Origin of the sequence: Massiliimicrobium timonense, from assembly GCF_042850985.1 — a bacterium.
In the GTDB taxonomy this organism is placed as follows: Bacteria; Bacillota_I; Bacilli_A; order Erysipelotrichales; family Coprobacillaceae; genus Allocoprobacillus.
Genome location: NZ_AP031415.1, coordinates 1666792 through 1693343, shown reverse-complemented (window position 1 = coordinate 1693343; position 26552 = coordinate 1666792). Strand labels below are relative to the sequence as shown.

The window sequence follows — 26552 nt, the reverse complement described above, 5'->3', positions numbered from 1 at the left end:
ATCACTTGACTGAATAAACAAATTACGTAAAATATATCTTCGAAAGGGGCGATTTTATGTCGACTTTAAAAATAGAAAATCTACATGTAGAAGTAGGAGAAAAAGAAATTTTAAAAGGATTAAATTTAGAAATTCACACAGGTGAAGTTCATGCAATTATGGGTCCTAATGGGAATGGAAAATCAACATTACTTTCTACTATTATGGGACATCCTAAATATAAGGTTACAAATGGAAAGATCACACTTGATGGACAAGATGTGCTGGCTATGAGTGTTGATGAACGTGCAAGAGCTGGATTGTTTTTAGGAATGCAGTATCCTCAAGAAATTCCGGGTATTACAAATTCTGATTTTTTAAGAGCAGCCATCAATGCCAAAAGAGAAGAACCTATTTCTTTATTCAAATTTATCCGTATGTTAGATAAAAATATTGAAGAATTAGGAATGGATGAAAACCTTGCACACCGTTATTTGAATGAAGGTTTTTCTGGTGGTGAAAAGAAACGTAATGAAATCTTACAAATGAAGCTTTTACAGCCACGTTTTGCATTACTTGATGAAATCGATTCAGGTTTAGATGTAGATGCTTTAAGAGTCGTCGCTGAAGCTATCAATTCTATGCGTAGTGATGATTTTGGCTGTGTAATGGTTTCACATTATGAAAGAATGTTTGAATTAGTGCAACCAACACATGTTCATGTTTTAGTTCAGGGACAAATTGTGATGAGTGGCGGATATGAATTGATTGAAAAGATTGATCAGGAAGGTTATGAATGGGTGAAAGAATTAGGTTATGAAATTGAACAGAATGAAAGACAACCTATTATTTTAGAAGCTTGTGGAAAAAAGGGACAATAAAATGATATCAGAACAATTGCTTACTAGGATCAAACCTTTTATTGACCTACAACAACCTCAATCTTATTATCTGATTCTTTCATCAAAGACATCTTCTCAAATGCATTTACCACAGGATGTTTTTTATCAAGAGGGTGTTTTAACTTTCAAAAATAAACAGCCAGTGACATTTTATATGATTTATGATGGACAGGAAGATTTACATATGGATATGCATTTTCAAGCATATTGTCAGGTTGATCTCATTGAAATAAAACTTCTTTCATCACAGTGTCATTTATATAAAACAATGCGTCTTGATGAAGGTGCTACTGTCCATGCTTTTAGTGAGAATCTTTCACAATCATCCCAAAGTCACGAAGATGTTTATTTAGAGGCTTATGCAAGTTGTCAATGTGGTTATTCTGAGTTGTCTGATGACGCTTTTGAAGGTGTTTATCACTTCTATTTGGATGGGGTAGAAGCTTCAGCAAAAGTGCGTACAGCCATTCTTGCTAAGGATATAGAAAGCAAACATTATGAAATTCTTATTCAGCATAATCAACCTATGACACATGGTCAAATGGATAATTATGGTGTTGTGAAAGATCAGGCAAAACTTGTGATTGATGGAATTGGAACGATTACCAAAGGGCAACATGGCTCAGCTGCCCATCAGACCAATAAAATTATGATGTTTGATGAATCTTGTCAGGCTTGTGCGAATCCTTATTTATACATTGATGACTATGATGTTCAGGCTTCTCATGCAGCTGCAGTAGGGAAAATGGATGAAGAACATCTTTATTATCTCCAAAGTCGAGGTTTAAGTAAAAAACAGGCCATGCAGCTTATTACTTATGGATATTTAATGCCAGTTGTAGAAGTTATTGATAATGAAATGATGAAAAAGCATTTTGAAGAATCCTTATCAAAGGTAGGTGCTTAAAATGTTTGATGTCAATCAAATTAGAAAAGATTTTCCAATGTTAAATGGCAAAAAGATGCAAGGACATCCATTGATTTATTTAGATAATGGTGCAACAACATTAAAACCACAAGTTGTTATTGAGAGTGTGTGTGATTATTTAACAAATTATTCTGGAAACGCACATCGTGGAGATTATGATTTATCCCATGAAGTTGATGAGCATTATGAACAGAGCCGAGAGATTGTTCGACAATTTATCAATGCAAAAAGAAAAGAAGAAATTGTTTTTACTTCAGGATCAACAGACTCTTTAAATATGATTGCCTATGGCTATGGATTAACGCATTTAAAAGCCAATGATGAAATTTTAATTACTGTTGCTGAACACGCTTCTAATACTTTGCCCTGGTTTGATGTTGCACGTTTAACAGGGGCAACAGTTCATTATATTAATCTAGATGAAACAGGACGTTTAACTTTAGAAAACGTTCAAAAAGCTGTCACAGAAAAGACAAAAATTATTGCTGTGGCGGAAGTAACCAATGTGCTTGGATATCAGGCACCGATGAAAGATATCTGCCAGTTTGCTCATGAACGTGGGATTGTAGTTGTGGTTGATGGTGCCCAAAGTGTACCACATCAAGCAACAGATGTGCAGGATACTGATATAGATTTTTTAGCTTTTTCAGGGCATAAAATGTGTGGACCTACAGGTATTGGTGTCATGTATGGAAAATATGATTTACTAAAAGATATGAAACCGACACGTTTAGGTGGTGGTTCCAATTCACGTTATAACAGTTGTGGTGTTGTCACTTTAAAAGATCCACCTTATCGCTTTGAAGCAGGAACTCCCCATATTGAAGGGGCCATTGGTCTTGCAACAGCTATGCAGTATTTAATGAAAATAGGCATGAATGATATTCATGAATATGAACAGGAACTGAGACAATATTGTATACAAAAAATGTTACAACTGGATAATGTTCAAGTGTATAATCCTCATTCTATGGGAGCTATTGCCTTTAATATAAAAGGAGTTTTTTCACAGGATGCTGCAAGTTTGTTTAATAGCTATGGGATTGCTATTCGAGCAGGACAGCACTGTGCGAAAATTTTAGATGAATTTTTAAAAGTTTCAACAACTCTACGTGCTTCGTTTTATTTTTATAATACGAAAGAAGAAATTGATGCTTTTATTGAGGTATGTAAAAAAGGAGATGATTTTTTAGATGCATTCTTTAAATGATCCTCAATTATTGAGAGAAATTATTATGGATCATTATGAACATCCACGTAATCGTGGGCTTGTGGATGATGATTCTTATTTGAAAATTAATATGAATTCCCAAACATGTATTGATAATTTAGATATTCAAGTCAAATTTGATGGAGATAAAATTGAAGATGTGCGCTATGATGGTGAAGCCTGTGCAATTTGTACATCTTCAACATCTATTATGAGTGAACTTGTCAAAGGAAAAACAAAACAGGAAGCACAAAAAATCATTGATAATTATATGAATATGATTTATGAAAAAGATTATGATCCAGAAATTTTAGAAGAAGCTATTGCATTTCAAAATACATACAAACAGGCCAATCGTATTAAATGTGCAACGCTTGGCTGGAATGGATTAGTCGCATTGATGAAAGAAAGTGAGGAATAGATATGGCAAATATAGATATGGATATTCCTTCAATGAAAAATGATTATGATTTTAAAGATGAAGATGTATCTGTTTTTAAAACACCTAAAGGTTTAAATGAAGATATTGTCAGAGAAATTTCAGCCATAAAAAAAGAACCAGAATGGATGCTGGAATATCGTTTAAAATCTTTAAAATGTTTCTTAGAAAAACCAATGCCAACATGGGGTGTTGATTTAAGCCAGATGAATTTTGATGAATATACATATTACAATCGTCCAAGTGATCATTTATCTGATAAATGGGATGAAGTTCCTGAAACAATTAAAAACACCTTCAACAAGTTAGGAATTCCTGAAGCTGAACAAAAATTTTTAGCCGGAGCTTCAGCACAATATGAATCTGAAGTTGTTTATCATAATATGTTGGAAGAAGTTAAAGAAAAAGGGGTTATTTTCTTAGATATTGATAGTGGTTTAAGAGAATATCCAGAAATCTTTAAGAAATATTTTGATACAGTCATTCCTTATAATGATAATAAGTTTTCTGCTTTAAATGGTGCGGTCTGGTCAGGTGGTTCATTTATCTACGTTCCACCAGGTGTGAAACTTGATAAGCCTTTACAGTCTTATTTTAGAATCAATAGTGAACGAATGGCACAGTTTGAAAGAACTTTGATTATTGTAGATAAAGGATCAGATATTCATTATGTAGAAGGGTGTACAGCACCATCTTATTCTAAGGATTCCTTACATGCTGGTGTTGTAGAAATTGTTGTTTTAGAAGGAGCAAAATGTCGTTATACAACCATTCAGAACTGGTCTAAGAATATTTATAATCTTGTTACACAACGCGCCAAAGTCTATAAAAATGGATCAATGGAATGGGTTGATGGTAATATTGGTTCAGCTGTCACTATGAAATATCCAACTTGTGTTTTAGCTGGCGAAGGTGCAAAAGGGACTTGTATAACGATTGCTGTAGCTGATAGTCATCAGATTTTGGATTCAGGTGCAAAAATGATTCATTTGGCTCCTCATACATCTAGTCAGATTATTTCTAAATCAATTTCTCGTAATGGTGGTAAAGTGAACTATCGCGGTCTTGTCAGACATCAAAAAAATGCCATTGATTCAAAAAGTAAGGTAGAATGTGATACATTGATCTTAGATGAACAATCAACAAGTGATACGGTTCCTACAAATATGATGTTGAACAATGAATCCATCATTGAACACGAAGCAACTGTATCAAAGGTTTCTGAAGATCAGCTTTTCTATCTGATGAGTCGAGGTTTAACAAAAGAACAGGCAACAGAAATGATTGTCATGGGCTTTATTGAACCATTCTCAAGAGAATTACCGATGGAATATGCAGTTGAGCTCAACCAGCTTATTAAACTGGATATGGGAGAAAATAGTATTGGATAAACAACTGTTACGTAAGATTATGAAAGAAAAACGTCTGGCACTGACATCACAGACGTTTTCTTTATATAATCAACAAATACTTTCTAAGGTATTAACTCATCCTCGTGTTCAAAAAGCCAAAATCATAGGTTGTTATGTATCTTTACCTCGTGAAGTAGATACCTTAGCGATTATTCAGACCTTGTTATTACATAAGCGTGTATGTGTTCCTAAAGTAGAAGGGTCACAAATGAATTTTTATGAAATTCATTCGCTTGATGAACTTCATTCAGGATGTTTTCATGTCCTTGAACCTGTAACATCACATTTCATAGAGCCTGGGGACATTGATTGTATGCTTGTTCCTTTGTTGGCTTATGATCAAAACAACTATCGTGTTGGCTATGGAAAAGGTTATTATGATCGTTATTTTCAAAGAAATTTTCATGGTTATAAGATGGGTTTAGCTTTTTCTTTTCAATATGTTGATCATATTGATTATGATGTATACGATTATCCTTTAGATGAGATTATTCATGAAATGTCATAGTAATATGACATTTTTTGATATGAGAAACATATAATATTTTGGTGAAAGAGAATGAAAAAGTGGATCATTACTGTTGTGGTTTTATGTTTATTGTTGATGACTGGGCTGGGAATTGTTTATGTACAATTGATTCCTTTTATTAAAGAATATGGTCAGATGGAAATAGAACGCTTTAATCAGTTGGTGATTTCACACAGTTATTTTACAGATCAAAAACAATATGATGAACTGGTTATTATTGAAAGAAATGAAGAAAATGAAATTGCATTGCTTGATTTTGATGTGGTTAAAGTCAATCAATTAGCCAATAGAATTGTTTTGGATATAGAAAATATATATTCACAAATAGAAAATGGCACATATCAGGCTCAAGATGAAAGTTATTACCAAAGACGCATGGAAGAAGTCAGTCAGACAGGTATCATTGCTTCACTTTCTTTGAATACCCTTTTTCATCTTCCTTCCTTTTTGATGCTGCCATCCATCCCATTGACTTATAAGCACCTGTCCAGTGTCGGTAGCAGCATTTCAAAAAAAATTGAAAATTATGGTGTCAATCATGTCATGATTGAACTCTCCATTGATATTAAAATGAATATAGCCATGATTTATCCTTTTTTTGAACAATATCATACTCAAGTCATTTCTATTCCTATTTTGTTAGAAATTTTTCAAGGACAAGTTCCTTTAGTTTATTCCTCATAGAAAGAAGAATGCAAGTGCAAGAATTATTAAAAATGTATTATCATATCGATTGTTCTTTAGATTCAACAGGTTATTTCTATGTTGGAGGACAGCTTTATTATTTATCATTGGTTCAAGAACCCCAAGACTTTTTAAATCGATATCATTATTATCGTTATTTGATGCATCAATGTGGTATGAAAGGTTATGAAATTGTTAGAAATATTTATCAGGAATTATTTACACAGGGTTATGTGTTGCTTCTTTATCAAAAAGATCATTTCTCATTAAAACAATATATTCATCAGACAATGATGATCTACCGATTTCCTAAATTAAAAGTTCAACAGATTAAAGAACAGTGGATTTGTAAGATTGATCAGGCTAGAGAAAAAGTCAAAGACTATGCTTACAGCTTTAAACATGACCAAGATATTATTTCACTCATTTATTATTATTGTGGTCTTGGAGAAAACAGTATTAATATATTAAATTATATCTTACAGATTGATAAACAGGCTTCTTTGCCTGTGTCTTTATCTTTGACACAGCCTTTTTTTGAATATGTTTATGAACTTCTTAATCCCTGCTGTTATATTTTTTCAACACGTATGAGGCATCTTTCATGTCTAGTATCAAGTCAAATAATCACATATGTTCAATTACAAAATATATTAGAAACACATTACTTTGATGTTTATGAAATCATTTATTTATATGCCAGAATGTTATATCCTTCTTATTTTTTTGAATGTTTACTACAAGGTTTACTTGATGAAAAAAAGGTTGCATTTTTTTATCAGCAAATGAAACAAAGTCAAGATATGTATGCACAAATGTTCAGGATTCTATCTTTTTATGTGACACTACCTAAAATCAGTTGGATAAATTGTTGAAATATGGTATAATATTGCACAGTTAGTTGAGAGGGTTGTCGTATGGATTTAATTAATAGTATAAAAAGAAATGAAAGTATAAGAGAATCACTGATTCGTTTAAAAGCATCATCTCAATGTGATTCTTTACTTCAAAAAGATCAACAATTCAAACAGAAATTAATTGAATTTTTATCTCATGAAGATCCTAAAGTGCGTAAAAACAGTGCCATATTACTTGGAAAATATGCCAATACTGTCAATATATTATTAGATGCCTATGATCAAGAACAAACAGAATATGTCAAAGAAGCCTATTTGACTGGAATTGCCCAGCAAGATTGTCGTGCCTATATTCAAAGATTGAAAGATATTCAAAATCAATTGATTCATGCTTCTGAAATGACAAAACATATTCAGGCACAATTAAAGATATTGAATCCCCTGATTTTAAAAAATCAGGTACATAAACGTAAAATCATTAAATTAAAACACGAACCAGTTGATGTTGTTTTAACATCTTTACCTTATTATCAGTTTGTTTTATTTGAATCTGTTTTGCATTTAAAATATAAACCAGTGACACAAGGAGTTCTGGTACGTACAGATTCTTTATACGATCTTTTAAATATTAGAACTTATCATGATATGTTGATTCCCTTAGCTGGAGCTACAGGGTTAAATATTGATTTGGATAGTATTATGGCTGGTTTTCAAAGATGTCATTTAGAAACGATTTTAGATAAACTTTATGATGATCATTCATTGTTTTATTTTAGAGTTGCGGATGAAACAAGAGAAAAACATCCTGCTTTAATTAAAAAAGTTTCACAAAAGATCTTTGAACTCTATCCAGATCGTCTGTTGAATACAACTGATGGTTATGATATTGAAATTGTGCTTAAAGAAATGAAAAAAGATAAGGTTAATGCTTATTTGAGATTAACGCATTTAAAAAGTTCTCGTTTTGAATATCGTCGTGAAATTATTTCTAATTCAATGCAGCCTTATATTGCTGCAACACTTGTACAACTTGCAAAACCTTATATGAAAGAACAAGGAAAGGTGCTTGATCCTTTTGTTGGTTGTGGAACTTTGTTGATTGAAAAAAATTATGTTGTACCTTCAAAATTTGCGATGGGAATAGATGTTTTTGGTAAAGGAATTGAAGCAGCAAGAAAGAATAGTAAAGCAGCAGGACAAAACATTTATTTTGTGCATAAAGATGCCCTGCGTTTTGTAAACAATGAAATGTTTGATGAAATCATTACAGATATGCCAACTTTACCTCAAATGAATGATCCTCAATTATTGCATGAACTCTATGACCGTTTCTTTGCTCGTATTCATTGTCTTGTCAAACCAAAAGGCTATGTTTTTCTATATACGAGTGAAATCTCACTGGTACGTAAAAATTTAAGATTACAGGAAGGATATCTCACACTTGTTGAACATTATGAAATTCCTCGTGGGAAAAATATGTTTTATTTCTTTATTATGCAGTTAAAATAACCTACGCTATGTAGGTTATTTTCCATATTCAATGAAAGGAGTCAATCAATGTCTATTTTATTCTTTTTCATTCTTATTCCACCTATTTTGTATTTTCAATTTTATTTTCGAAGAATCATTCTATGCTTTTATCCCCATCCAAACATATTTATACGTCTTTTCAGCTGGATTTTTGCTTTGCTTTTTGTTTTACCAGCATATAATCTTTTTCGTTTTTGGGCTGTTGTTGTTTATCATTTGTTTGCTTTTGCATTAATCTGTGATCTTGTGATGTGGATTTTACATCAAAGAAAAGTTCATAATATATTGTTAAATAAGATTTATCATTTAGGAGTGATTCCTTTACTTTGTTTAGCAATTCTTTTAGGATATGCTTATTATCATCTGCAAGATGTACAAACTGTTCATTATACAGTTACAACATCGAAATCATTATCAAAAGATTATACAATCGCTTTTATAAGCGATTTACATTTTCCTACGACCATGAATCAAAAAAAGCTCCAGAAGTATTGTCAAGATATATCTAAAGAAAAACCGGATCTGGTATTGTTGGGTGGAGATATTGTTGATGAAAGAACATCATATCAGGAAATGAAACAAACATTTGAAACATTATCAACGATTGAAAGTCAATATGGTATTTATTATGTATATGGTAATCATGATCAAGCTTTATATGTTGAAAAACCTGCTTTTACACCAGAAATGTTGAAACAGACAATAGAAGATTGTCATATTCATATTTTATGTGATGAAGTGGTATCTATTCATGATGATATTGTCTTGATTGGACGTGATGATCGTAGTCATCAAAGACTTCCTTTAGAAACAATAATCGAAGATATATCTCATGATAAGTTTTTATTGTTGATGGATCATCAGCCAGTAGACTTAGAAAAAAATAATCAGCTAGGGATTGATTTGCAAGTTTCCGGACATACACATGGTGGACAGATTTTTCCTGTAGGTATTTTAAGTCAATGGCTGGGCTTTGGTGAAATGAATTATGGTTATCGCCAACTGTCTTCTATGCAAGTCATTGTTTCCTCAGGTATTGCAGGATGGGGTTATCCTTTAAGAACAGGTTCTCAATCAGAATATGTGATGATTCATATACAAAGTCATCATTGATAGAAAGAGATAGGTTATTAAAACTTATCTTTTTTTATGCTTTTGATTGAAAATAATATATTTAAGTATTACAATATATTTAGTAATACTAAATAGAAAAGAAGTGATTCAATGAATGAAAGATATGAACGACAATTAAAGAAAGGAATTTTAGAAATATTAGTTTTACAACTTCTTTTAAAAGAAAAAATGTATGGTTATCAAATGATTTTATGTATGAAAGAAAAGAGTCAGGGCATGTTTGAGATGAAAGAAGGAACACTTTATCCTATATTATATCGTTTAGAAGATGATGGACTTGTAGAAAGTCAATGGAGTGTGCCTCAAAATAAAGAATCATCTCGAAAATATTATTGCTTAACTGAAAAAGGAAAAGAACAATTAAAGGCTCTTAAATTATTATGGAAAAGATATGTCAAAGCAGTTGATGAAATATTAGGAGATGAGGATCATGAATAAAAAACAATATATTAAAAAAGTCGTAAAATTATTGGGATGTTCTCGACAACAGAAAAGAAAGATTCAGCTGGATTTAGAAAACGATATCGAAATGGCGTTGAAACAGGGAGAATCTTTAGAAGATATTATACAAAGAATGGGGGCACCAGAAGAAGTAGCACGAGAATTTAATGAAAATATGGGTGTGCAACCACCTCGTTCACATAAAAAAATGATTATCATTATCATAGGCATTCTTGTTGGTGTGGGCTTAGCTGTTTTTCTATTTATACGTTCTATGATTCCAGAGTATACTGATCTTCAAGATTCTTCCTATTTTCAACAAGAACAAGTGGCTCAAATCATGGCAGAAGTCATTTTAGATGTTTCACCTTTAGATGAACAAAGTTTGATTGAACGTTGCGATGAAACAATGGCACAAACTTTAACAGAACATTCGTTAAGTGAAGCTTTAGAATCATTAGGTGAATTAGGTGATTTTCAGCGTATTACAAGCGAAAGATATGTTGAAGTCAATCAAAATGGTTATATTTGTGTCATTGGTGAAATTGTGGCATTATATCAAAAAAGAAGTGTGACTTATACGATTACACTTGATCAAAATTATCAGTTAGCAGGATTATACATGAAATGAAAGAAAATATAACATCTTTAATCCTAGCAATAGCATGTTTTGTGATAGCAAAGGCACATTTTGAGGGGAATGTATCTTCTATTCATAGCTATCATCTTAGACGTATTCAAGAAGGAAATCTTAAGGATTATGCTAGAACAATGGGGACAGGTATGTTAATAATTGGTCTAGGTTGTTTGATGAATCTTTTGGCTCGTTTATTTCATTTATTTATATTAGGTAAAATAGGTGTGGTCATTGGACTTGTTGTCGGGATTGTTATGATGATCTATGCTCAGATGAAATATAATCATGGTATCTTTTAGGAGGAAATTTTATGGGTATCATTTTATTTATTATATTTTTGATAGTATCGCTTTTGTTGCTGATGGGGAAAGGTAGTTTTTTAATTGCTGGATATAATACAGCCAGTGCAAAAGAAAAGGCACAATATAATGAAAAAAAGCTATGTCGTATTGTCGGTGTTGGTTTACTTATAGTAACCTTAGGAATAGGTTCATTGATGATTTTTGACTCTCTTGGACTTTATTTGATGGTTGGTTCATTTCTTATAGGAATCGCTATTATTTTGATAGGAAGTCAATTTGCCACTATTGTTCCAGTTAAAAAATTAAATCGTTCACTGATAGGAAGTATGATAGCTGTTTTATTGATAAGTGGATTGATATGTTTTGTGATGTTTACAGGAAATATTCAAATTGAATATCAAAGCACTTCACTACACTTATCTGGTTCACTTGTTTCTGATTCACAAATAAATTATGAGGATATTGTTCAAATAGAATATCGTGAAGATTTTGATGTTGGAAGAAAGAAGAATGGTGTAAATAATGCAAAAATTGAGGCAGGAAGATATGAAAATGATGAACTAGGAATTTATCGTCTGTATAGCTATACAAATAGTCCCGCTTATGTTTTGATAGAAACGAAAGAGGGATGGTATGTTATAAGTGATCAGACAGAAAAACAGACATTTAAGCATTATCAAAAATTACAATCTATACTAAAATAACGTGGCTTAGCCACGTTATTTCTATTATTTGTAGAATAAAGAGAAGAATTTTGAAAAACTCGCACAATTAAAATAATTCTCACATTTCACCCAAGAAGGGCAAGTTTTAGGTTGTTGGACTAATGAGAAATAATCAAAAGAAACGTTCATAATTTTACCTCCTCTATGATGATGAATTTTTATTGACACTTATATTATATGTCTTTTTTGATAAAAGAAAAGGAGCTGAGAATATAAATATATCTGTTGATTTTTGTGCAATTTGCACAAATATAAGTGTATAATAAAAGAGAGTGGGTGAGAGTATGGGATTTACAATCGAAGATGCTTTAAATGAAACAAAAAACTTATATCAATTAACATTGTTGTGTGGTGAAAAAGGTTGTGCTAATGCGATGAGCTGGGTTCATCTGATAGAAGATACAACGACGATTCAGCAATTATGGGGTAAAGAATTGATTGTGACAAGTGGGCTTGGCTTTCAAAAAGAAGGAGCTTTATTAAAACTTGTTGAATATCTTGTCAAATATCATAGTGTCGGTTTGATTATTAATACTGGAAAATATATATTTGAAGTTCCCCAAGATGTTTTAGATTATTGTGAAGCTAATGATTTTCCTTTACTTGTTTCACCATGGCATATTCACATGATGGATTTAATTAAAGATTTTTGTATGCGTTGTTTATTTTCACAAAGAGAAGATTATCAGATTACACAATATTTTCAAAATATTTTTAGTGATCCACGAACAATTGAAGAAAACAGAGTGGAACTTATGCGACATTTTGATGTAGATGGCAGTTTTCAAGTTTTGCTTATAGATATTGAAGATGCCAGTCAGTATAGTGAAATTGAAAGAAGAAAATTATCCATGCAGTTGCAGCTTTATTTTGAAAAAATAGAATGTCCTTATAGTTTTTTCTGGTATGATGGCTATTATGTTTTAATTGTTAATAATTTGTTAGAAGATGTTTTTTTGAATCTTGTTCATTCAATGTATCGTCGTGCTAAAGGAAGAATGAAAGTCAAATCTTTGTATGTTGGAATTGGAACAAAGATGTCGGATATCAGACAATTACATTTAAGCTATCAAAGAGCTTTATCAGCAGTTGCTCTAGCAAGATTGTTTGAAAAAAATATTATGTGTTTTGACGAGATGGGAATTTATCAGATTTTATTTTCTATTCAAGATCAAAAGATTCTTTCTGATATGTATCATCACTTACTGGATGTATTGATTCACTATGATCAAAAACATCATGGAGAATTAGAAAAAACATTGTATTATTATTTAAAATATGATGGAAGTCCACAAAAAATTGCTAAAAATATGTATACTCATCGTAATACTGTCAATTATCGCATTGAAAAGATTAAGAAGTTATTAAATAATGATTTAGATACTTTTGAAGATAAATTTCCGTATATGATGGCTTTTTATATTGCGAAAATGATGAAATAAAAAGAAATAAAAATTTTGGTTAGAAAATTTCTATTTTCTTTTTATTTTTTTGCTTGACGAGTGCATATCCGTATGCTATTATAAGGGAGCACTAGAAAATGGAGGTTTAGCTCAGTTGGGAGAGCATCTGCCTTACAAGCAGAGGGTCAGCGGTTCGAGCCCGTTAACCTCCACCATTTATTTGCCGGCTTAGCTCAATTGGTAGAGCAACTGACTTGTAATCAGTAGGTTGAGGGTTCAAGTCCTTTAGCCGGCACCATATACGGGGAGGTAGCGAAGTGGCTAAACGCGGCTGACTGTAACTCAGTTCCTTTCGGTTCGGTGGTTCGAATCCGCCCCTCCCCACCATCTTGTTGGGATATAGCCAAGCGGTAAGGCAACAGACTTTGACTCTGTCATTGCGCTGGTTCGAATCCAGCTATCCCAGCCATTCTTGACCCGCTAGCTCAGTAGGTAGAGCATCTGACTTTTAATCAGAGGGTCAGGCGTTCGAGTCGCCTGCGGGTCACCATTCAATGAAAATGCGGGTGTAGTTCAATGGTAGAACTTCAGCCTTCCAAGCTGACTACGTGGGTTCGATTCCCATCACCCGCTCCAATGAAGTTTAAATATTTTTATATAAGGATCAAACAAAAATATTAGACTTGTTTGTTTTTTTTATTTAATATAATGTTGCCCTACAAAGTTAAAGAAGAAACCTCAAAATTGATATCAAATTTTAGAGGTTTCTTCTTTTGTTTTATAATATAATAGCATCATTAGCAGTATATGTTTCAAGTGAATTTTCTTTGACTTGTATACATATATAAGTTATTGAACTATTTTTAGAAGCAAAAAATTGACGTTTTGCTTGTGGAGATATTTTTATCCAATCACCAGCTGTTAAAACAATTTCTTCACTATCAATAATAGCTTTTCCAGAACCATTGATTATATAATAGATTTCTTCATTTCTTTTATGGGAATGAATAAAAGGAATATTTTGTCCGGCTGGTAAGGTATTGATACTAATTTCTGCACCTGTTAATTCTAATTGATCATGTAATTCTATTCTTGGTTTATTTTCGATACTTGTTTTTTTGTAATTTGACATTTCCATATTCTCCTTTCGTTTATACTAAAATTTATATCAAAGAATTAGGTTAAAGACAAGTACGCACTTTAAAGTAACTACTTGTTCTATTTTATATATATGTTATAATCATTGTGAAATTGAAAGAATTATAAATAAATACGTTGAAATGAAACTATAGGTAGAATGTGGGGTTAAGATGAGAAAAAAAGAGGATTTGCCAGAATGTCCTGTTGCGACAACAATATCTTTAGTAGGTAACAAATGGAAACTATTAATAATAAGAAATCTAATGAAACGAAATTGGAGATTTAATGAACTCCAAAGATCTTTAGATGGAATATCTCAAAAAGTATTAACGACAAGTTTGAGAAGCTTGGAAAGTGATGGCATTATATATAGGAAAGATTATCATGTCAACCCTCCGAAAGTTGAATATGGAATGACAGAGCTGGGATTAGAATTGAGTCAATTACTTGATATAATGGCTTCTTTTGGTGAATTTTATAAATCAAAATTGTAATAAAAAAGAGGAACATATGGTATATTGTATTAAGGATATTATTAAAAATATAAATATAGTTATTGGTTGTGATATAGGTTGTTCGTACTGTTATGCAAGAATAAATAACCGTAGATTTCATACAACGGATAATTTTAATATTCCTGTATTTTTTGAAAGTAAATTAAAGATGCTAGATAATAAGAGATATAGTGCATATCTTTTAACAGGACAAAGTGATTTAAGTGGCTGGAAGCAAGAATGGTTAAATAAAGTGTATGAAAAAATGAAAGAAAATCAACATACACAGTATATTTTTTTAACAAAAAGACCAGATAAAATAAAGTTGGATTTTACTTTGGATAATGGTTGGTTTGGTGTGACTGTGACATCATCAAAAGAAAAAGAGAAAATTGATTTTTTAAGACAAAATATAAATGCTAAACATTATCATATAACGTTCGAACCGCTTTTTGATGATATAGGAGAATTAGATTTAACAGATATTTCATGGATTGTTATAGGGACAGAAACAGGAAATAGAAAAAATAAGTCATATACAAAAAGAGAGTGGCTATACAATATATATAATCAAGCCAAAGAAAAAAATATCCCTGTATTTATGAAAGAAGATTTATTAGGAATTATAGAAGAAAATGAATTTATACAAGAATTTCCTGTGGAATTTGGAGAATGAAGATGATGACATTAAAAGATATTATAATTAGAGAAATAAGAGTGAAGAATATTTTGACGAAATCAAATCTGCCAATAGCAGGATATTCAATTAATCCTTATGTTGGTTGCCCTTTTTCTTGTCGATATTGTTATGCGGATTTTATGAAAAGATTTACAGGTCATAAAGAACATTGGGGTATGTTTTTAGATGTTAAAATGTGGACTCAAATAAAAAATCCAGAAAAATACAAAGGACAAACAATGATTATTGGATCCGTAACAGATGGATATAATTATTTTGAAGCCAAATATAAAAGAACAAGAGCATTTTTAGAAGAAATGAAGGGAAGCGGTATAAATCTTATTATAACTACAAAATCTAATTTGGTTCTTCGAGATATAGATTTAATAAAAACTTATCCTAATTCTATGGTTGCTTGGTCAATCAATACTTTAGATGAAAACTTTAAAAAAGAGATGGAAAATACGCCATCAATTCAATCGAGAATTGATGCAATGAAAAAATTTCATGAATCAGGAATAAGAACAACATGTTTTATTTCTCCGATATTTCCGGGAATTACTAATGTTGTTTCTATTATAGAAGAAATCAAAGATTTTTGTGATTATATATGGCTTGAAAATCTGAATTTAAGAGGAGGATTCAAGTCGAATATCATTAATTATATAAACGAGAAAAATTCAGAACTTAAAGATTTATATACACAAATATATACTCAAAAAGACATGTCATATTGGCAGGAATTAGATAAAAGTATCAATCAATATGCTAAAGAAAATGGCTTTATATATGTTATTGATAAGGAACCATTTTTAAGAAATCCTCATGATAAACCTATAATCATTAATTATTTTTATCATGATAAGATTAAACAGTCATCAAAAAATAAGTAAAATGATAACTTACAATTCATGATGAGTTGTAAGTTTTTTATTTTTATATAATAAAATAAGAAGTGATTTCTCACTTCTTATACACCTGGTTTTCCAAGTAATTTAAACATGTTTTTCTTATAAACTTCTACACCTGGCTGGTTAAATGGATTGACACCTAATAAATATACTGATAAAGCACATGCTTTTTCAAAGAAATAAACCATATATCCAAATGAATAAGGTGTTAATTCATCAAGAGTAATTTGAATGTTTGGAACATTACCAGTATTCACATGGGCATCTATTGTTCCTTCACATGCTTTTTTATTAACATAATCAACAGTTTTACCAGCAAGATAGTTTAAATTATCTAAATTATCTGGATCACTAGGAATTTCTAAATCAGAAATAGGTTTTTCAATTTTTAAGACAGTTTCATATAAAACTTTGCTTCCTTCTTGAATGAATTGTCCAAGTGAATGTAAATCAGTTGAGAAAGTGGCACTTGTAGGTAAGATACCTTTTCCTTCTTTACCTTCTGATTCTCCAAATAATTGTTTCCACCATTCAGCAGTTTGTGCTAATTGTAATTCATATGTGACAAACATTTCAGCTGGATAACCTTGTTTTGATAACATTTGTCTAGCGACACCATATTGATAAGCGCTGTTTTCTAATAAGTCAGGATTACTGTATTCTGCTCTTGCATCAGCTGCACCTTTCATCATAGCGTCAATATCAATACCAGCCATAGCGATAGGGAATAAACCAACAGCAGTTAAAACAGAATAACGTCCACCAACATCATCAGGCACAACAAACGTTGTATATCCTTCATTAGTTGCTAAAGTTTTTAATGCACCTTTTTCTTTATCTGTTGTCGCAACAATTCTCTTTCTAGCCACTTCTTTTCCTTTTGTTGATTCTAGTAATTCTTTAAAGATTCTAAATGCAATAGAAGTTTCAGTTGTTGTACCAGATTTAGAAATAACATTAATCGCAAATTCTTTATCTTTGACATATTCTTTAACTTGAGATAAGTAGTTTGATGAGAATGTATTCCCAATATAAATGATCTGTACTGGATTTGTAGGATATAAACCATTTAAGGCTTCAATAGCAGCTCTTGCTCCTAAATAAGAACCACCAATACCACAAACTAATAAAACATCAATTTCATCTTTTAACTCATTGACTTTCGCTTTAATGGCTTCTACTTCAGCTTTATCATAATTCACAGGTAAGTCAACCCATCCTAAAAAATCACTTCCTTGACCTGTTTTATTATGGATCATATCATGGATTTGAGCAACCTGTTCTTTATATGATTCCATACTTTCAGTTAATTTTGCTTTTGATAAATCAACTTTAATCATTATTCTTCCTCCTTGATTACGCCTTGTGCTATCCACTCAGGCAATTTTTCTTTTAGTGGGTAAAATCCCAAAGGTGTTTCTTGTATCTTTTCTCGCTGGTTTTTATATGCTCGTTTATACTTTCTTTTGGCTAAATGAACAGCTTTTAAAGAAAGTTTTGCCTGATGTGTTGTATGATCAATATCAATGACTTTGACACGAATCACTTCACCAACATGGACAAAGTTTTCAACATTTCTCACAAATTTATCAGAAATCTCAGAAATATGAATCAAACCAGAAGATTGATCGGGTAAAGATGCAAATGCACCATAAGGTTGAATTCCCGTAATGGTTACATCAATTATATCACCAGTTTTGACACGATGTTCCATTGACAGCCCTCCAATCGTTTTTATTATATCATAAACTCAAAGGTGTTAAAAGGAAAATCAAGGTCATGATACTTTTATTTTATTAAAAATATGGTATAATAAGTCGTGTTGAAAAGGAGGCTGAAATCATGGATCAAGAAGCAGAAATCAAAAAAGTGATACATAAATTAAGACCTTATCTTCAAAGAGATGGTGGTGACATCGAGTTTGTAAAATTTGAAGATGGAATTGTTTATGTCCAGATGCATGGTGCATGTGCAGGATGCATGATGTTAGATGCTACTTTAAAAGATGGTGTCGAACAAATTTTAATTGAAGAAGTTCCCGGTGTTTTAGAAGTTCAGGCAATTTAATGAGAATTGAGAAAAATTTGAGAAAAAAAGAAAGAAAACTGTGTTATAATCATATTATGTGATAATATCACTTGACTTATAACAAGATTCATATATACTAAAAAAGTCTTGTTTTGTAGAATAATGTCTACTTTTTCCGGTTAAAATAAAACTGGTGACGGAAATGAATCGCAAACAAGAACAATTAAAAATTGCAGCTATTCTTTATGATTTAGGGTTGGAAATGGAATTGATTGAAGCAATGACATCTTTAAGTCATGAAGAATTAAAAAAATTATATCAATAATAGAAGCTCTTATTAAGAACCACGAGATGAGGATCGATGAAGTGGTGGCAACCCTTGTTTAAAGAAGGTGCCTGACCTAGCAAGTTAGACTTGAACAATAAGAGGAAAGAAAGCTTTCCTCTTGAAAGCTTTTTTTATTGGTTAAGGGAGGAAAGAAAGTATGGAAAGAATTTTATTTACATCTGAATCTGTTTCAGAAGGACATCCTGATAAAATCTGTGATCAAATCAGTGATGCTATTTTAGATGCCTGTTTGGCTGAAGATCCATATTCACGAGTAGCCTGTGAATGTTTTATTACAACGAATTTACTTGTGATTGGTGGTGAAATTACCACACAGGCTGTTGTGGATTACGAAGGGATTGCACGTCAGGTTTTAAAAGACATTGGCTATACAAGTTCTGATATTGGGATTGATGGAGCACATTGTGAAATTAAAAATGTGATTGGGGTTCAATCCAGTGATATTGCCTTAGGAACGAATCGTGAAGTTGGGGGTGCCGGAGATCAGGGTATCATGTTTGGTTATGCCAGTCATGAAACAGAAGGATATATGCCTTTGCCGGTTTCAATTGCTCATCATCTGGTACGTTATGCAACTCAAAAGCGTCATAGTGGTGAATTTCAATGGGCTAGACCGGATATGAAATCACAGGTGACAGTAGATTATACTGATGAAAATCATCCACGTATTGATACAATTTTAATGTCCATTCAACATGATGATGATTTTGATGAAAAAGTGTTTAAAGATTATATTCAAAATGTAATCATGAAAGATGTTGTGAAAAAATACAATATGAATACGGATTATAAAGTTTTCATTAATCCAACTGGACGTTTTGTAATTGGTGGACCACATGGAGATACGGGGCTAACAGGACGTAAAATTATTGTTGATACTTATGGAGGAAGTGCCCGTCATGGTGGTGGTGCTTTCTCTGGAAAAGATCCTTCTAAAGTTGATCGTAGTGGAGCCTATATGGCTAGATATATGGCTAAAAATATTGTGGCTGCTGGTCTTTGTGATCGCATTGAAATTCAGTTGTCTTATGCGATTGGTGTGAAAGAACCAACGAGTGTATATATTGAAACATATGGGACAGAAAAAGTTTCACGAGATGTCATTTTAAAAGCGATTCACAATGAATTTGATTTAACACCTCAAGGGATTATTGATACTTTACAATTGTTACGTCCTATTTATCAAAAGACAGCTGTTTATGGTCATTTTGGTAGAGGAGATATTGATCTTCCTTGGGAGAAATTGGATCGTGTAGAAAGTTTAAAAAAATATTTATAAGCTCCTATCGGGGCTTTTTTAATTTTTGAATGAAATCAGTGTTTTTTATGAGTGAAAAATGGTATAATAAAATTAATAAAGGAGGAATATTTATGAAAGTCAGTATAAGAGGAAAAAATATTGCACTAACTGAAGGGATTGAAACAAAAATCAACAAAAAGCTCAGTATGTTAGATAAATATTTTATCATGAGTGATAATGTTGAAGCAAAAGTTTTAATCAGAACTTATCCAGTTGGTCAAAAAATTGAAGTGACTATTCCAACAGAATATGTATTATTAAGAGCAGAAGTTGTTGATAATGATCTTTATAATGCTATTGATTTAGTTATCGACAAATTAGAAGGACAAATTAGAAAGTATAAGACGAGATTAAGTCGTAAATCAAAAGATAATAAACTCGCATTGAACGTTGCTTCTATTGAACCTTTAGATCATGAGGAAGAAGATGTTATTGTCAAAACAAAATCTATTAGTCCTAAACCAATGGATATGGAAGAAGCCATTATGCAAATGGAACTCATTGGACATTCATTCTTTGTTTATCGTGATGTTGAAACAAATGAAATTAGTGTTGTTTATAAAAGACATAATGGTGGTTATGGACTTATCGAAACACAATAAAAAGCTCAAAAAGAGCTTTATAGGAGATACCCTTGATGGGTATCTTTTTCTTTCATTAATTTGTCAATATCATTAAGAATTGTGACCTTCTTGATGGACCATAATGGCGCAACTAAATCATCTATTGGAGCATCACCGGTTAATCTTTCAATCACGACATGTGCTGGGATATATTGTAGCTGATCAACAACTAAAGAGATGTATTGTTCACGTGTTAGCATCTCAAAAGGACGCTGTTGATATAAGCGATGTAAAGCTGTATCTTTAAGCATATAGAGATTATGAATCTTTAATCCTTGAATGTCCAGTTGACCTACCTGTTTTGCAGTTTCCAACATCATATCATAAGTTTCATAGGGTAAACCATTAATGATATGAACACAAACATCAAGATGTCTTTGTCTTAAACGCTGTAAACCATCTAAAAAAGTCTGATAATCATGTCCTCGATGAATCAGTTGAGCTGTCTTGTCATGAACAGTTTGTAAACCAAGTTCAATATATAAATCACAACGATGAGATAACTGTTCAAGATAGTCACAGATTTCATCACTTAAACAATCAGGACGTGTTGCAATCGCAATTCCAACGACATCTTTCATATTGACAAAAGGTTCAAATCTTTCTTTCAATTCGTCGACAGTTCCATAGGTATTCGTATTCGCCTGAAAATAAGCAATAAATTGACAATCAGGCCATTTTTGACGCATGATGGAAGAAATATCTTGAAACTGTTTTTGCAGAGAATCTTGTACATGCCCGGCAAAATCACCAGAACCGGAATCAGAACAGAAAATACAGCCACCTGTTCCACATGTTCCATCACGGTTAGGACATGTGAAACCTGCATTTAAAGAAACTTTTGCAACTTTACAGTGATATTTTGTTTTTAAAAAGTAATTATAAGTATGATAACGTTTGTTATCAAATGTATATGGAAATTTATTCATGACATCACCCGCCAAGATTATAACATAAAGGAGAATATAATGTTAGAGTTAAAAAATATTTGTAAACAGTATCAGCAAACAACAATTATTGATCATCTCTCCATAACTTTTCCAGATACTGGGATGATAGGTATTCAAGGAAAGAGTGGGTGTGGGAAAAGTACGCTTTTATATATTATGGGAATGCTTGATGATGATTATCAAGGAGAAATCTTTTATAATGGCGAAAAAATAACAGATAGAAAGGCATTTGTGAGTCAACATGTATCTTTTATGATGCAAAATAAAGATTATGTTGCTTCTTTAACTGTGAAAGAAAATTTAATTTTACCATGTCATATTAGCCATATTCATTATCATTCTACACTTCTTAAAAAGATTGTCACACAATTAGGTATTCAAGATTTATTATCGCGTTACCCATATCAATTATCTGGAGGACAAATGAAAAGAGCTTCATTAGCCAAAGCTCTCTTAAAACAATCTGAAATTATTCTTTGTGATGAACCAACAGGAGCTTTATATCATCAACAGGCTCAAGATGTCATGAAATATTTAAAAAAGATTTCTCAAAATACTTTGGTTATTATTGTATCCCATGACCCTCAATTATTAAAACAATACTGTGATAGTGTTTTAACCTTAGAACAAGGACAACTCAAAGGACAAATCAAAAAAATGAAAAAGTCAATGGACTTATCACCTCATTCTTATCAACATCATACCCTCTGGTTTTATCCTTTTAGACAAATCCTGCATCAAAGAAACAAACTCATGTTTCTTTTTTTCTTTCAATGGATTGTCATTGTTGCTTTCTTTTGTATCGTTACAGCTATTTTTGGAGCCTTTGATGCAACAAAACAAAGTGAACAACAGGCCGTCTTAAAAAATATAATCAATGTTGAAAACAAAGATGGAACACCTTTTGAAAATATGATTGATATTCCCAATGTTGTCGCTATAGATTATGCCTATCAGTTAGATCAATGTCAATTAATGGCTACTGATGAAAATATTGAAGCGACTCGCTATTTTTTACCTCAACAAAATCATCATATTCGTTTATCTAAAGGGCGTATGCCACAAAACGAATTTGAAATTCTGGTCAGTTATCCATTTTATCAACAATATCATGATCAACCCATCACTTTAACATATCAACAAAAAACCTTGACTCTGACCATTACAGGTGTTCTAAAACAAGATTTTTTTAGTCAAAATGAAATCTATTTTTATCATACCTTAAAAAATCAACTTTCAGAATTGATTAATCAGCATGAACTCATCATTGAAACCAAAACTTCTTTCCATCAAGATGTATATGATACTTTATCTTCAGATTATATTGTCTATAGTGAAATTCAAGAGCGAGTGAACAGTTATCAATCATTATTATCTTTAGCACAGTTGATTGCAGGTATTTTTATAGGAATGAGTCTATTGATTTCATTGTTGTTGTTAGGAATTGTGGAATCTATTATTTATTTTGAAAGAAAGCATAATGTGGCTTATTTATTGTCATTAGGGTTGTCTCATCGTAGACTTTTTTTATTGTCATTGTATGAGGCTTTTTTACTTGGTGGATTGATTGCGACAGGAGGTTGTTTATTATCAATGGTTGTTTATGAGTATGTGAATCATGTTTTATGTATAGAACAATATTTTTCTTTTTCTTTGTTGTTAAAACCGGTTATTTTTTCACGTTATGATTTATATGTTTTTATCTTTTGGATTTATCTTGTCATGAGTGTTCTGTCAGTTTTGAAGCCTGTATCTCAAATGATGAAAATGAATCAAATAGAAGTTTTAAGGGAGGAATAAAATGCTTGAAGTTGAACATATCTCTAAACGTTATCACTATCAAAAAGTATTAAAAGATATTTCTTTGCAATTTCCTGATGCAGGGATTGTCGCTATTGTAGGACCAAGTGGTTGTGGGAAATCCACATTGCTGCATATTTTAGGAGGTATTGATCATGATTTTCAAGGTGATCTTTTATGGAATCATCGTTCTGTTAAACATCATCTCACGCATTATCGCCGTCACCATGTCAGCTTTATTTTTCAACAGTTTCATTTAATTATGTGGTTATCTTTAAAACACAATGTTTCTTTACCACGCTTTTTTCATAAGCAGGAAAAAGTCAGTTTAAAACTGGAAATGGATGAATTAAAGCATCAATCGCTTTCCTCTCTTTCGATGGGACAAAGACAACGTTTAGCGTATTTAAGAAGTCATTATCATCATAGTGATATACTTTTATGTGATGAGCCAACGGGTTCACTCGACCCCCAATATGCTAAAGCGGTTATGGAACTTTTGAAAGAAGAATCTTTACATCGTCTTGTTATTTTAGTGTCCCATGATGAAAAACTTGTCAGAGAATATAGTGATGAAATTTATATGATGCAGGATGGAAAAATTATAAATCATGAGATTTTGACAACGCAACAGCGCATTGAATATTTAACTCATGATGATAAAAAATATTATTGGAGCCATATGCGTTTAGCTTTTGCTTCGTTGTGGTCACATAAAGGACGTTCTTTTCAATTGATTATGGGTTTGCTTTTATCTTTATTGTGTATTGTGACAGCACTGACACTAACACGCCATCTGGAAACACAGTTTCATCAGTACATTTACTCTCTTGTTCCTGCCTCTGGCATTAGTTTTCAATCCCGTTATCAACAATCTTTATCTATAGATTTTCTAGATCAGCTCCAACAACAACCAGGAATTCTTAAAAGTGAAATGTTTTTAGATGATTATGAATGTCTAGGTATTGGGTTTTACAGTGATCACTATGAACAGGCACAGACATTATTCATTGGTGATGATACCTCACCATATACTTATTTATCTTTACAATATGGTCAATATCCTCAAGCAAAAAATGAAATTCTTTTATCATTTTCAACAGCACAACATCTTTTAGGAAAACAAGATGTTTCATCACTGGTAGGGCAGGAAGTTTATGCCTGGTATCAACATGAATGGGAAGTCAAAAGTATTTGTTATAAAATTGTTGGAATTACCAGTCAATCAACAACTTTAGATACACTTTATCAGATGAATCATGCTTCTATTGAACTTCTCAAAGATGTTTACTATTATGATATTTCACAGGTTACTTCTCACTTAGGAATTCTCTATGTGCATCCTGATTATCAAAGAGAAGATGTCATTCAACAGCTCCAACAAAAATATCCAGATTATGAATTTATGGAAATAGGAAAATCAACGACACAAAATGTATCTGAAGTCTTACAGCAGGCTAATATCATTTTGGCTCTTTTTTCTTTATTAGCTATTTTAGCAGCATTATTTTTAATTGGAGAAGTCATGTTTTTAAACGTTATTCAAAAGAAAAAAGATTTAGCTATTATGAAATGCTTTGGAGCCAGTTCTTTAAATATTATGAAAGTTGTATTTTGTGAGTCTTTACAGATTTTATTGACAGCTCAAGGATTATGTTTGATATTATATTATCAAATTATTCAAATGATAAATCATTTTATTCAAGGCTTTTTTGAAGGACAAATGTTTTTCATTGGAATGGATTGGAAAATTGTTCTGACTGTTTTTATGTTATGTACTTTACTGGTTTTCATCAGTCAATGTCCACCACTGCTTTATATTTTAAAAATGAATACAGTTGCTGCCCTAAAAGAATAAAGAAAAACTTGTTTTTTATGAAAAAGTTGGGTATAATATACCCGTTAATACGAAGAAAAGGACAAGTAGATAAAGAATTTGTATCAGAGAGGGAAACATAGGCTGAAAGTTTTCTTACAATGCATTTATTGAATTCACCTTGGAGTGCGACTAATCATCGCCGTGGGGCAACGTTACTGCTGTAAAGTGCATAACTTTTGTTATGAATTAGGATGGTACCGCGATATAATCGTTCCTATGTGGAACGGTTTTTTTATTTTAAGGAGGAAATTATGGACGAATTATTAAAGATTAAAGAAGAAGCTTTATCAAAAATTCATGATTGTTCATCATTGAAAGAATTGAATGATTTAAGAGTGTTCTATTTAGGAAAAAAAGGACCTATGCAATCAGCCATGAAGTCAATGAAGGATATGTCAAAGGAAGAACGTGCTTCTTTTGGACAGGTTTCAAATAAAGTGAAACAAGAAATTACTCAAGCCATTGAAGAAAAGAAAAAAATCTTAGAGGAAGCAGAGATGATGGCAAAAATTCAAAATGAAAAAATTGATATTAGTTTACCAGGAAGTCATTTGCCACTGGGAACTATTCATCCATTGACAATGATTAGAGAAGAATTAGAAGATTTGTTTATTGGAATGGGATATAGTGTTGCTGAAGGACCAGAGGTAGAAACAGATCATTTTAATTTTGAATTGATGAATCTACCAAAGGATCATCCAGCCAGAGATATGCAGGATACTTTTTACATTGATGAAAATACATTGTTAAGAACACATACGTCACCTGTTCAGGCACATGTCATGCTGGCAGCAAATGGAAAAGGACCAATTAAGGTCATTTGTCCTGGAAAAACATATCGTCGTGATGATGATGATGCGACACATTCTCATCAATTTAGCCAATGTGAAGGTCTTGTTATTGATAAAAACATTACTATGGCAGATTTAAAGGGAACTTTAGAATTATTTGCGAAAAAAATGTTTGGTGAAAAACGTGAAATTCGTTTAAGACCATCTTATTTCCCATTTACGGAACCAAGTGTAGAAGTAGATATTTCATGTTATAACTGTAATGGTAAAGGATGTTCTATGTGTAAACAAACAGGATGGATTGAAATATTAGGAGCCGGAATGGTGAATCCTAAGGTTTTAGAAATGTGTGGATTTGATAGTCAGGTTTATCAGGGATTTGCCTTTGGTATTGGCTTAGAACGTGTGGCTATGTTGAAATATGGTATTGATAATATTAGAGATTTTTATAGTGGTGATTTAAGATTCTTAAATCAATTTGTAAGAAAGGATTAGA

At 31.8% G+C, this 26552-nt stretch carries 29 protein-coding genes, 6 tRNA genes, 1 riboswitch and 1 other annotated feature; of the genes, 31 read left to right on the top strand and 4 right to left on the bottom strand.

Annotated features, from left to right (window positions below):
* Positions 1-56: 56 nt before the first annotated feature.
* The 21 genes from sufC to ACGHJ8_RS08810 all read left to right on the top strand — a co-directional run bounded on the left by sufC (position 57) and on the right by ACGHJ8_RS08810 (position 13748).
* Positions 57-860, top strand: a complete 804-nt coding sequence (sufC, locus tag ACGHJ8_RS08910; RefSeq protein WP_087359604.1) for a Fe-S cluster assembly ATPase SufC — start codon at positions 57-59, stop codon at positions 858-860.
* A 16-nt stretch (positions 861-876) separates the two neighbouring features.
* A complete protein-coding gene (locus ACGHJ8_RS08905; protein WP_390539901.1) occupies positions 877-1788 on the top strand; it encodes a SufD family Fe-S cluster assembly protein in 912 nt (303 codons plus the stop codon).
* Between the two features lies 1 nt (position 1789).
* The gene (locus ACGHJ8_RS08900) at positions 1790-3019 is read left to right on the top strand and encodes an aminotransferase class V-fold PLP-dependent enzyme (RefSeq protein WP_390539899.1); all 1230 of its coding nucleotides are present in this window, start codon (positions 1790-1792) and stop codon (positions 3017-3019) included.
* Positions 3003-3440 carry a Fe-S cluster assembly sulfur transfer protein SufU gene (sufU, locus tag ACGHJ8_RS08895; RefSeq protein ID WP_087359610.1) on the top strand — a complete coding sequence of 146 codons (438 nt, stop codon included), beginning with the start codon at positions 3003-3005 and terminating at the stop codon, positions 3438-3440. The genes ACGHJ8_RS08900 and sufU overlap by 17 nt, the downstream gene beginning before the upstream one ends.
* 2 nt (positions 3441-3442) lie before the next feature.
* Complete coding sequence (sufB, locus tag ACGHJ8_RS08890; RefSeq protein WP_087359612.1) at positions 3443-4849, top strand: Fe-S cluster assembly protein SufB; 1407 nt, start codon at positions 3443-3445, stop codon at positions 4847-4849.
* Positions 4842-5378 (top strand): 5-formyltetrahydrofolate cyclo-ligase, encoded by a 537-nt coding sequence (locus ACGHJ8_RS08885; RefSeq protein ID WP_211963898.1) that lies wholly within the window; start codon positions 4842-4844, stop codon positions 5376-5378. Before sufB ends, ACGHJ8_RS08885 begins: the two co-directional genes overlap by 8 nt.
* A gap of 51 nt (positions 5379-5429) precedes the next feature.
* A complete protein-coding gene (locus ACGHJ8_RS08880) occupies positions 5430-6083 on the top strand; it encodes a sporulation protein YunB (protein ID WP_390539896.1) in 654 nt (217 codons plus the stop codon).
* Positions 6084-6091: 8 nt separating this feature from the next.
* On the top strand, positions 6092-6958 hold the full coding sequence (locus ACGHJ8_RS08875) for a hypothetical protein (RefSeq protein ID WP_390539894.1): 867 nt from the start codon (positions 6092-6094) through the stop codon (positions 6956-6958).
* Positions 6959-7000: 42 nt separating this feature from the next.
* The gene (locus tag ACGHJ8_RS08870; RefSeq protein ID WP_390539892.1) at positions 7001-8449 is read left to right on the top strand and encodes a hypothetical protein; all 1449 of its coding nucleotides are present in this window, start codon (positions 7001-7003) and stop codon (positions 8447-8449) included.
* Positions 8450-8497: 48 nt separating this feature from the next.
* A complete protein-coding gene (locus ACGHJ8_RS08865; RefSeq protein ID WP_390539890.1) occupies positions 8498-9583 on the top strand; it encodes a metallophosphoesterase in 1086 nt (361 codons plus the stop codon).
* Positions 9584-9694: 111 nt separating this feature from the next.
* Complete coding sequence (locus tag ACGHJ8_RS08860) at positions 9695-10042, top strand: PadR family transcriptional regulator (protein ID WP_390539888.1); 348 nt, start codon at positions 9695-9697, stop codon at positions 10040-10042.
* Positions 10035-10676 carry an HAAS signaling domain-containing protein gene (locus ACGHJ8_RS08855; RefSeq protein WP_211963905.1) on the top strand — a complete coding sequence of 214 codons (642 nt, stop codon included), beginning with the start codon at positions 10035-10037 and terminating at the stop codon, positions 10674-10676. Before ACGHJ8_RS08860 ends, ACGHJ8_RS08855 begins: the two co-directional genes overlap by 8 nt.
* Positions 10673-10981, top strand: coding sequence for a hypothetical protein (locus ACGHJ8_RS08850; RefSeq protein WP_390539886.1), 309 nt, complete (start codon positions 10673-10675; stop codon positions 10979-10981). Before ACGHJ8_RS08855 ends, ACGHJ8_RS08850 begins: the two co-directional genes overlap by 4 nt.
* Before the next feature lie 11 nt (positions 10982-10992).
* A complete protein-coding gene (locus ACGHJ8_RS08845; RefSeq protein ID WP_390539884.1) occupies positions 10993-11688 on the top strand; it encodes a DUF3784 domain-containing protein in 696 nt (231 codons plus the stop codon).
* 305 nt (positions 11689-11993) lie between these two features.
* Positions 11994-13151 carry a PucR family transcriptional regulator gene (locus tag ACGHJ8_RS08840; RefSeq protein ID WP_390539882.1) on the top strand — a complete coding sequence of 386 codons (1158 nt, stop codon included), beginning with the start codon at positions 11994-11996 and terminating at the stop codon, positions 13149-13151.
* Between the two features lie 100 nt (positions 13152-13251).
* Positions 13252-13327: transfer RNA gene (locus ACGHJ8_RS08835), tRNA-Val, on the top strand.
* Between the two features lie 7 nt (positions 13328-13334).
* Positions 13335-13410: transfer RNA gene (locus ACGHJ8_RS08830), tRNA-Thr, on the top strand.
* Positions 13411-13415: 5 nt separating this feature from the next.
* Positions 13416-13499: transfer RNA gene (locus tag ACGHJ8_RS08825), tRNA-Tyr, on the top strand.
* A 6-nt stretch (positions 13500-13505) separates the two neighbouring features.
* Positions 13506-13581 (top strand) — tRNA-Gln (locus ACGHJ8_RS08820).
* Positions 13582-13586: 5 nt separating this feature from the next.
* Positions 13587-13662 (top strand) — tRNA-Lys (locus ACGHJ8_RS08815).
* A gap of 12 nt (positions 13663-13674) precedes the next feature.
* Positions 13675-13748, top strand: a tRNA-Gly gene (locus ACGHJ8_RS08810).
* Between the two features lie 142 nt (positions 13749-13890).
* Here ACGHJ8_RS08810 and ACGHJ8_RS08805 read toward each other — a convergent pair.
* Entirely contained in the window at positions 13891-14244 is a 354-nt protein-coding gene (locus ACGHJ8_RS08805; protein WP_390539880.1) for a cupin domain-containing protein, read from the bottom strand.
* A 178-nt stretch (positions 14245-14422) separates the two neighbouring features.
* On the opposite strand from ACGHJ8_RS08805, the gene ACGHJ8_RS08800 reads away from it, so the two are divergent.
* From ACGHJ8_RS08800 to ACGHJ8_RS08790, 3 genes are read left to right on the top strand one after another with little or no spacing between them, the layout of a single operon-like run.
* Positions 14423-14746 (top strand): helix-turn-helix domain-containing protein, encoded by a 324-nt coding sequence (locus ACGHJ8_RS08800; protein ID WP_205090399.1) that lies wholly within the window; start codon positions 14423-14425, stop codon positions 14744-14746.
* On the top strand, positions 14721-15422 hold the full coding sequence (locus ACGHJ8_RS08795; RefSeq protein ID WP_390539877.1) for a DUF5131 family protein: 702 nt from the start codon (positions 14721-14723) through the stop codon (positions 15420-15422). The genes ACGHJ8_RS08800 and ACGHJ8_RS08795 overlap by 26 nt, the downstream gene beginning before the upstream one ends.
* Before the next feature lie 5 nt (positions 15423-15427).
* On the top strand, positions 15428-16318 hold the full coding sequence (locus ACGHJ8_RS08790) for a radical SAM mobile pair protein B (protein WP_390539875.1): 891 nt from the start codon (positions 15428-15430) through the stop codon (positions 16316-16318).
* Between the two features lie 77 nt (positions 16319-16395).
* Here ACGHJ8_RS08790 and ACGHJ8_RS08785 read toward each other — a convergent pair whose 3' ends face one another.
* Complete coding sequence (locus ACGHJ8_RS08785; RefSeq protein WP_211963915.1) at positions 16396-17676, bottom strand: glucose-6-phosphate isomerase; 1281 nt, start codon at positions 17674-17676, stop codon at positions 16396-16398.
* Positions 17676-18050 carry a CvfD/Ygs/GSP13 family RNA-binding post-transcriptional regulator gene (locus ACGHJ8_RS08780; protein ID WP_087359698.1) on the bottom strand — a complete coding sequence of 125 codons (375 nt, stop codon included), beginning with the start codon at positions 18048-18050 and terminating at the stop codon, positions 17676-17678. The genes ACGHJ8_RS08785 and ACGHJ8_RS08780 overlap by 1 nt, the downstream gene beginning before the upstream one ends.
* A gap of 128 nt (positions 18051-18178) precedes the next feature.
* Here ACGHJ8_RS08780 and ACGHJ8_RS08775 point away from each other — a divergent pair, with 128 nt between their 5' ends.
* From ACGHJ8_RS08775 to hpf, 4 genes are all read left to right on the top strand, one after another.
* Positions 18179-18403 (top strand): NifU family protein, encoded by a 225-nt coding sequence (locus ACGHJ8_RS08775; protein WP_087243082.1) that lies wholly within the window; start codon positions 18179-18181, stop codon positions 18401-18403.
* A gap of 163 nt (positions 18404-18566) precedes the next feature.
* A complete protein-coding gene (locus tag ACGHJ8_RS08770) occupies positions 18567-18689 on the top strand; it encodes a flagellar transcriptional regulator FlhC (RefSeq protein WP_239480169.1) in 123 nt (40 codons plus the stop codon).
* A gap of 6 nt (positions 18690-18695) precedes the next feature.
* Positions 18696-18793: riboswitch (SAM riboswitch) on the top strand.
* Positions 18794-18849: 56 nt separating this feature from the next.
* The gene (gene metK, locus ACGHJ8_RS08765) at positions 18850-19992 is read left to right on the top strand and encodes a methionine adenosyltransferase (protein ID WP_211963917.1); all 1143 of its coding nucleotides are present in this window, start codon (positions 18850-18852) and stop codon (positions 19990-19992) included.
* Between the two features lie 92 nt (positions 19993-20084).
* Positions 20085-20615 (top strand): ribosome hibernation-promoting factor, HPF/YfiA family, encoded by a 531-nt coding sequence (gene hpf, locus ACGHJ8_RS08760; RefSeq protein WP_087359704.1) that lies wholly within the window; start codon positions 20085-20087, stop codon positions 20613-20615.
* 17 nt (positions 20616-20632) lie between these two features.
* Here the strand turns inward: hpf and ACGHJ8_RS08755 are convergent, their stop codons facing one another.
* On the bottom strand, positions 20633-21565 hold the full coding sequence (locus ACGHJ8_RS08755) for a TIGR01212 family radical SAM protein (RefSeq protein WP_211963919.1): 933 nt from the start codon (positions 21563-21565) through the stop codon (positions 20633-20635).
* 39 nt (positions 21566-21604) lie between these two features.
* Between ACGHJ8_RS08755 and ACGHJ8_RS08750 the strand changes: the two genes are divergently transcribed.
* The 3 genes from ACGHJ8_RS08750 to pheS all read left to right on the top strand — a co-directional run bounded on the left by ACGHJ8_RS08750 (position 21605) and on the right by pheS (position 26551).
* A complete protein-coding gene (locus ACGHJ8_RS08750) occupies positions 21605-23386 on the top strand; it encodes an ATP-binding cassette domain-containing protein (protein WP_390539871.1) in 1782 nt (593 codons plus the stop codon).
* A gap of 1 nt (position 23387) precedes the next feature.
* A complete protein-coding gene (locus ACGHJ8_RS08745; RefSeq protein ID WP_390539869.1) occupies positions 23388-25244 on the top strand; it encodes an ATP-binding cassette domain-containing protein in 1857 nt (618 codons plus the stop codon).
* A 43-nt stretch (positions 25245-25287) separates the two neighbouring features.
* Positions 25288-25484, top strand: a binding site (T-box leader).
* Between the two features lie 32 nt (positions 25485-25516).
* Positions 25517-26551 (top strand): phenylalanine--tRNA ligase subunit alpha, encoded by a 1035-nt coding sequence (pheS, locus tag ACGHJ8_RS08740; protein ID WP_087359718.1) that lies wholly within the window; start codon positions 25517-25519, stop codon positions 26549-26551.
* Position 26552: the final 1 nt, after the last annotated feature.

What these genes read in the sequence shown, in the direction of transcription:
- sufC (WP_087359604.1), top strand. Translation starts at nt 57, where the DNA reads ATGTCGACTTTAAAAATAGAAAATCTACATGTAGAAGTAGGAGAAAAA.
- ACGHJ8_RS08900 (WP_390539899.1), top strand. Translation starts at nt 1,790, where the DNA reads ATGTTTGATGTCAATCAAATTAGAAAAGATTTTCCAATGTTAAATGGC.
- sufU (WP_087359610.1), top strand. Translation starts at nt 3,003, where the DNA reads ATGCATTCTTTAAATGATCCTCAATTATTGAGAGAAATTATTATGGAT.
- sufB (WP_087359612.1), top strand. Translation starts at nt 3,443, where the DNA reads ATGGCAAATATAGATATGGATATTCCTTCAATGAAAAATGATTATGAT.
- ACGHJ8_RS08880 (WP_390539896.1), top strand. Translation starts at nt 5,430, where the DNA reads ATGAAAAAGTGGATCATTACTGTTGTGGTTTTATGTTTATTGTTGATG.
- ACGHJ8_RS08875 (WP_390539894.1), top strand. Translation starts at nt 6,092, where the DNA reads ATGCAAGTGCAAGAATTATTAAAAATGTATTATCATATCGATTGTTCT.
- ACGHJ8_RS08870 (WP_390539892.1), top strand. Translation starts at nt 7,001, where the DNA reads ATGGATTTAATTAATAGTATAAAAAGAAATGAAAGTATAAGAGAATCA.
- ACGHJ8_RS08865 (WP_390539890.1), top strand. Translation starts at nt 8,498, where the DNA reads ATGTCTATTTTATTCTTTTTCATTCTTATTCCACCTATTTTGTATTTT.
- ACGHJ8_RS08860 (WP_390539888.1), top strand. Translation starts at nt 9,695, where the DNA reads ATGAATGAAAGATATGAACGACAATTAAAGAAAGGAATTTTAGAAATA.
- ACGHJ8_RS08855 (WP_211963905.1), top strand. Translation starts at nt 10,035, where the DNA reads ATGAATAAAAAACAATATATTAAAAAAGTCGTAAAATTATTGGGATGT.
- ACGHJ8_RS08850 (WP_390539886.1), top strand. Translation starts at nt 10,673, where the DNA reads ATGAAAGAAAATATAACATCTTTAATCCTAGCAATAGCATGTTTTGTG.
- ACGHJ8_RS08845 (WP_390539884.1), top strand. Translation starts at nt 10,993, where the DNA reads ATGGGTATCATTTTATTTATTATATTTTTGATAGTATCGCTTTTGTTG.
- ACGHJ8_RS08840 (WP_390539882.1), top strand. Translation starts at nt 11,994, where the DNA reads ATGGGATTTACAATCGAAGATGCTTTAAATGAAACAAAAAACTTATAT.
- ACGHJ8_RS08805 (WP_390539880.1), bottom strand. Translation starts at nt 14,244, where the DNA reads ATGTCAAATTACAAAAAAACAAGTATCGAAAATAAACCAAGAATAGAA.
- ACGHJ8_RS08800 (WP_205090399.1), top strand. Translation starts at nt 14,423, where the DNA reads ATGAGAAAAAAAGAGGATTTGCCAGAATGTCCTGTTGCGACAACAATA.
- ACGHJ8_RS08790 (WP_390539875.1), top strand. Translation starts at nt 15,428, where the DNA reads ATGACATTAAAAGATATTATAATTAGAGAAATAAGAGTGAAGAATATT.
- ACGHJ8_RS08785 (WP_211963915.1), bottom strand. Translation starts at nt 17,676, where the DNA reads ATGATTAAAGTTGATTTATCAAAAGCAAAATTAACTGAAAGTATGGAA.
- ACGHJ8_RS08780 (WP_087359698.1), bottom strand. Translation starts at nt 18,050, where the DNA reads ATGGAACATCGTGTCAAAACTGGTGATATAATTGATGTAACCATTACG.
- ACGHJ8_RS08775 (WP_087243082.1), top strand. Translation starts at nt 18,179, where the DNA reads ATGGATCAAGAAGCAGAAATCAAAAAAGTGATACATAAATTAAGACCT.
- ACGHJ8_RS08770 (WP_239480169.1), top strand. Translation starts at nt 18,567, where the DNA reads ATGAATCGCAAACAAGAACAATTAAAAATTGCAGCTATTCTTTATGAT.
- metK (WP_211963917.1), top strand. Translation starts at nt 18,850, where the DNA reads ATGGAAAGAATTTTATTTACATCTGAATCTGTTTCAGAAGGACATCCT.
- hpf (WP_087359704.1), top strand. Translation starts at nt 20,085, where the DNA reads ATGAAAGTCAGTATAAGAGGAAAAAATATTGCACTAACTGAAGGGATT.
- ACGHJ8_RS08755 (WP_211963919.1), bottom strand. Translation starts at nt 21,565, where the DNA reads ATGAATAAATTTCCATATACATTTGATAACAAACGTTATCATACTTAT.
- ACGHJ8_RS08750 (WP_390539871.1), top strand. Translation starts at nt 21,605, where the DNA reads ATGTTAGAGTTAAAAAATATTTGTAAACAGTATCAGCAAACAACAATT.
- ACGHJ8_RS08745 (WP_390539869.1), top strand. Translation starts at nt 23,388, where the DNA reads ATGCTTGAAGTTGAACATATCTCTAAACGTTATCACTATCAAAAAGTA.
- pheS (WP_087359718.1), top strand. Translation starts at nt 25,517, where the DNA reads ATGGACGAATTATTAAAGATTAAAGAAGAAGCTTTATCAAAAATTCAT.